The organism is Catenulispora pinistramenti (assembly GCF_018274385.1).
Classification (GTDB): domain Bacteria; phylum Actinomycetota; class Actinomycetes; order Streptomycetales; family Catenulisporaceae; genus Catenulispora; species Catenulispora pinistramenti.
Map to the genome: position 1 here is coordinate 1 of NZ_JAAFYZ010000422.1, position 3451 is coordinate 3451.

A 3451-nucleotide genomic window follows, 5' to 3' on the forward strand; every position below is an offset into this window, starting at 1 on the left:
GCATTAGGGGGTGTGTGCCTGGTGCCGATAGCGTGGGGTCCGTGTTGCTCTCAGATAAGGACATCCGGGCGGAAATCGGGGCGGGGCGGGTTGTTCTAGATCCGTTCGAGCCGGCGATGGTGCAGCCTTCCAGTGTGGATGTGCGGCTGGACCGGTTCTTTCGGGTGTTCGAGAACCACCGGTATCCGTACATCGATCCGGCGCAGGAGCAGCCTGAGCTGACGCGGTTGGTGGAGCCGGATGGGGATGAGTCGTTCATTCTGCATCCGGGCGAGTTCGTGTTGGCCTCGACGTATGAGGTCGTGACGTTGCCGGATGATCTGGCCGCGCGGCTGGAGGGCAAGTCGAGTCTGGGGCGGCTGGGGTTGCTGACGCACTCGACTGCCGGGTTCATCGATCCCGGGTTCTCCGGGCACGTGACGTTGGAGTTGTCGAACGTCGCGACGCTGCCGATCAAGCTGTGGCCCGGTATGAAGATCGGTCAGCTGTGCTTCTTCAAGCTGTCGTCGGCGGCGGAGAATCCGTACGGTTCGGCCGTGAACCAGTCGCGGTACCAGAACCAGCGGGGGCCGACGCCGTCGCGGAGTTACAAGGGCTTCCATCGGACGGACATCGCCAAGGCGGACAAGCTCGCGGCGGAGGCCGAGGCGGGCTTCGGCGACGAAGGCTGACGTCGATCAGGTGGCGCACCCAGCGCCGCCGACCGGGTGAATCTGGGCCCGGATACGAATACCGGGCCCCGCCCGCTGACACAGTGACGGTGTGGTCGCCTTGTCAGCTCGTTGGCCCTTCGCCCGTACGGCGGACCAGCCCGCCACCCGTCCGGACCGCCTGCTCCGCGACAACCCGGTGCTGCTGCTGTCCGCGCTCCAGGCTCCCGGGACGGTCTCCGGGCTGGTCGCCGCCTGGAACCCGGGGTGGCAGCCGGAGCGGCGGGCGGAGCAGCGGCCGGGGATGACGGTCCCTGGGCCGGCCCCGCAGCCGCCCGGGTCCGAGGCGGTGCCGCACCCGACCCGCGCCGAGGCTGCCGATCGCGCCGCCCCGGCGCTCCCCGCTCCCGCCCCCCTGGCCGAAGGCATCCGCTGGCACGGCCCCCTGCGCCTGACCCCCATGCTCCGCGCCGACGCGGGCCTGCCGACCGCCGGTCCGGCCGCGTCGCTCGGCCTCGCCTACGTCGCCGAGGTGCGTCGCGCCCGCACCAAGATCGTCGACAGCCGGCACGCCGACCTGCTCCGCCTGCGCTACCCGCAGGGCCTGCCCACCGGTCCCGAGGCCGACGCCTGGCACCTGGTCCGCGGCCTGGCCAAGCGGCTGCGCGGGGTCGCCCGGCTGCCCGGCGGACCGATCCACGCCCCGCACGAGGACCCCGCGCTGCCCGGCGACGCCGACCACGCCGTCTTCAGCCACGAGATGCTGCCGTGGATCGTGCTGCGCGAGATCCTGCGGCCGATCGCGCCGGACCTGGTCCGCGAGGTGGTCCCGGACGGCGGCGGCTACATCCTGCGGCAGCGGGACCTGCTGGAGGTCCGGGTCAGCCCGGCGGGCCCGGAGAGCCGGTGGCCGTCGGCCCGGCTGCCGCTCGCCCTGCGGCAGCGTGCCGACGCGGCCTGGCCGCGTAGCGTGTATGAGTTCTGCGACGCTTCGCCGCTCGTGCCCCGCGCCGCGGCCCCGCGTGCGCATCCGGCGCAGGCCGTCCGCGCCGCGGCCGCGCTCATCGCCGAGGTCACCGGCGGGATCCATCTCGACGCCGACGGCTTCCCCGAGGAAACCAGGACGTTCACCACCAGATGACAGGGAGATGACACGGCGCGCTCGATGATGTCCGCGCCGGAGTCGTGGTGCTGACCCTGCTGGGGTCGAAGCAGTGCTCGCGCCAGGCGTGTAGCGCTGCCCGCATCCCGACTTCAGTAAGCCCAGCACCCGGGTCTGGGGGGTTACCGGAGTTCAAATATTAAGGTAGGCTAAGTTTCGCCCCGCGTGCCGCACGGGCCGTCGGGACGAAGCACCTTTGGGGGGCCTGCCCAGCCGTGAAGTCAGCCACCTTCTCCTCGCTGTCGATCCGTAACTATCGTCTTTTCGCCGGCGGCATGGTGGTATCGAACACCGGTATCTGGATGCAGCGAATCGCCCAGGACTGGCTCGTCGTCTCGCTCACCGGCTCCGGCACCGATCTCGGCATCGTCACCGCGTTGCAGTTCGGCCCCTCCCTGATATTCAGCCTGTGGGGCGGCGCGCTGGCCGACCGCTACCGCAAGAACCGGCTGCTGATGCTCACCGCGGCGCTGACCGGGCTGTGCGCGCTGGCGCTGGGCCTGCTGATCGTCTCCAACGCGGTCCAGCTCTGGCAGGTCTACGTCATCGCCCTGATCGGCGGCACGGTCAACGCCTTCGACAACCCCGCCCGCCAGTCCTTCGTGATCGAGCTGGTCGGGCCCGAGGCGCTGCCGAACGCGGTCTCGCTGAACGCCGCCACCTTCAACCTGGCCCGGATGCTGGGCCCGGCGCTGGCCAGTCTGGCGCTGGCGGTGATGGACGTCGGCTGGGTGTTCATCACCAACGCCATCACCGCGATCGCGATCATCACCGCGCTGGCCCTGATCCGGCGCGAGGAACTGCACGCCCCGGTGCCGATCGTCCGGGCCAAGGGCCAGTACCGCGAGGCCTTCACCTACCTGCGCACCCGCCCGGACCTGGTGGCCGTGCTGGCCTGCATGTTCTTCCTGGCCACCTTCGGCCTGAACTTCCAGCTGACCAGCACGCTGATGGCGACCCAGACCTTCCACCTCGGCAAGGGCGTCTTCGGCCTGCTGAACATCATGCTGGCGCTCGGCGCGCTGTCCGGCGCGCTGGTCACCGCGCGCAAGAAGCGGGTCGGGGTGGCGCTGGTGCTGCTGTCCGCCTGCGGCTTCGGGCTGGCCGCGACCGTGGTCTCGCTGATGCCGGACCCGGTGCTGTACGGGGCGCTGCTGCTGCCGGTCGGGGTGATGACGATCATGGTCACCACCGCGGCCAACGCCACCATGCAGACCGGCGTGGAGCCGGAGATGCGCGGGCGCGTGATGAGCGTCTACATGGTGGTCTTCCTCGGCGGCACGCCGGTCGGCTCGCCGCTGGTCGGCTGGGTCGGCCAGCACTTCGGCGCGCGCTACGCGGTCGGCGGCGGCGGGCTGATATCGCTGGTCGCGGCGGTGATCGCGGCCTATGCGCTGGCCCGGGTGAAGGACATGTCGATGCGCGAGCGGCTGGTCGCGCACACCCCGAGCCGGCTGGCCGAGCGGCTGGCGGTGCGGTCCGCGGCCTGAGGTACGCCCCGCCCTGCGGCCTGAGGTACGTCCCCGCCCCCGCCTTGCCTCGCCTCGCGGCCTGAGGCCCGCCCTGACCGCCCCGCCGCGCGACCTAAGATCCGCCCCCCCGCCTCGCCCGGCCGCGCGGCCCAAGATCCGCCTCGGCC

At 71.4% G+C, this 3451-nt stretch carries 3 protein-coding genes; all 3 read left to right on the forward strand.

All coding sequences use genetic code 11. The features are described 5' to 3' along the window. The first annotated feature begins 41 nt into the window (after positions 1-41). On the forward strand, positions 42-671 hold the full coding sequence (gene dcd / locus KGQ19_RS48055; RefSeq protein WP_212022259.1) for a dCTP deaminase: 630 nt from the start codon (positions 42-44) through the stop codon (positions 669-671). Between the two features lie 100 nt (positions 672-771). After that, positions 772-1791, forward strand: a complete 1020-nt coding sequence (locus KGQ19_RS48060; protein WP_212022261.1) for a hypothetical protein — start codon at positions 772-774, stop codon at positions 1789-1791. A gap of 236 nt (positions 1792-2027) precedes the next feature. Beyond that, entirely contained in the window at positions 2028-3302 is a 1275-nt protein-coding gene (locus tag KGQ19_RS48065; RefSeq protein ID WP_212022263.1) for an MFS transporter, read from the forward strand. The last annotated feature ends 149 nt before the right edge of the window (positions 3303-3451 follow it).